We start from the raw sequence: 1,188 nt of genomic DNA, 5'->3' as shown, positions 1-1,188 counted from the left end.
GGACAACTGGCACACCAGAGGTTCGTCCGTCCCGGTCCTCTCGTACTAGGGACAGGTTTCCTCAAGTTTCTAGACGCGCGCGGCGGATAGAGACCGAACTGTCTCACGACGTTCTAAACCCAGCTCGCGTGCCGCTTTAATGGGCGAACAGCCCAACCCTTGGGACCTACTCCAGCCCCAGGATGCGACGAGCCGACATCGAGGTGCCAAACCATCCCGTCGATATGGACTCTTGGGGAAGATCAGCCTGTTATCCCCGGGGTACCTTTTATCCGTTGAGCGACACCACTTCCACACGTTGGTGCCGGATCACTAGTCCCGACTTTCGTCCCTGCTCGACATGTACGTCTCACAGTCAAGCTCCCTTGTGCACTTACACTCAACACCTGATTGCCAACCAGGCTGAGGGAACCTTTGGGCGCCTCCGTTACATTTTGGGAGGCAACCGCCCCAGTTAAACTACCCACCAGGCACTGTCCCTGAACCCGATCAGGGTCCGAGGTTAGAAGTCCAATACGATCAGAGTGGTATTTCAACAACGACTCCACCCACACTAGCGTGCGAGTTTCACAGTCTCCCACCTATCCTACACAAACCGAACCGAACACCAATACCAAGCTATAGTGAAGGTCCCGGGGTCTTTTCGTCCTGCCGCGCGTAACGAGCATCTTTACTCGTACTGCAATTTCGCCGAGTCTGTGGTTGAGACAGCAGAGAAGTCGTTACGCCATTCGTGCAGGTCGGAACTTACCCGACAAGGAATTTCGCTACCTTAGGATGGTTATAGTTACCACCGCCGTTTACTGGGGCTTAAATTCTCAGCTTCACCACCGAAGTGATTAACCGGTCCTCTTAACCTTCCAGCACCGGGCAGGCGTCAGTCCGTATACATCGTCTTACGACTTCGCACGGACCTGTGTTTTTAGTAAACAGTCGCTTCTCTCTGGTCTCTGCGACCCACACCAGCTCACACCGCGAGGGCGGTCACCGGGATGGGTCCCCCTTCTCCCGAAGTTACGGGGGCATTTTGCCGAGTTCCTTAACCACAGTTCTCTCGATCGCCTTAGTATTCTCTACCTGACCACCTGTGTTGGTTTGGGGTACGGGCCGTGTACCAACTCACTAGAGGCTTTTCTCGGCAGCATAGGATCATGGAATTCGCCGCAACGGCTACGCATCACCTCTCAG

1 rRNA gene is annotated in these 1,188 nt (G+C 54.9%); it reads right to left on the bottom strand.

What is annotated here, in order from left to right:
• A 23S ribosomal RNA gene (locus ACIGKQ_RS25355) occupies positions 1 to 1,188 on the bottom strand; the annotation flags it as partial.

It is taken from the genome of Gordonia sp. NPDC062954, from assembly GCF_044543825.1.
Taxonomy (GTDB): Bacteria; Actinomycetota; Actinomycetes; order Mycobacteriales; family Mycobacteriaceae; genus Gordonia; species Gordonia tangerina.
Note: the sequence above shows the minus strand (reverse complement) of the source record. Positions and strands in the feature narration are given on the sequence as shown.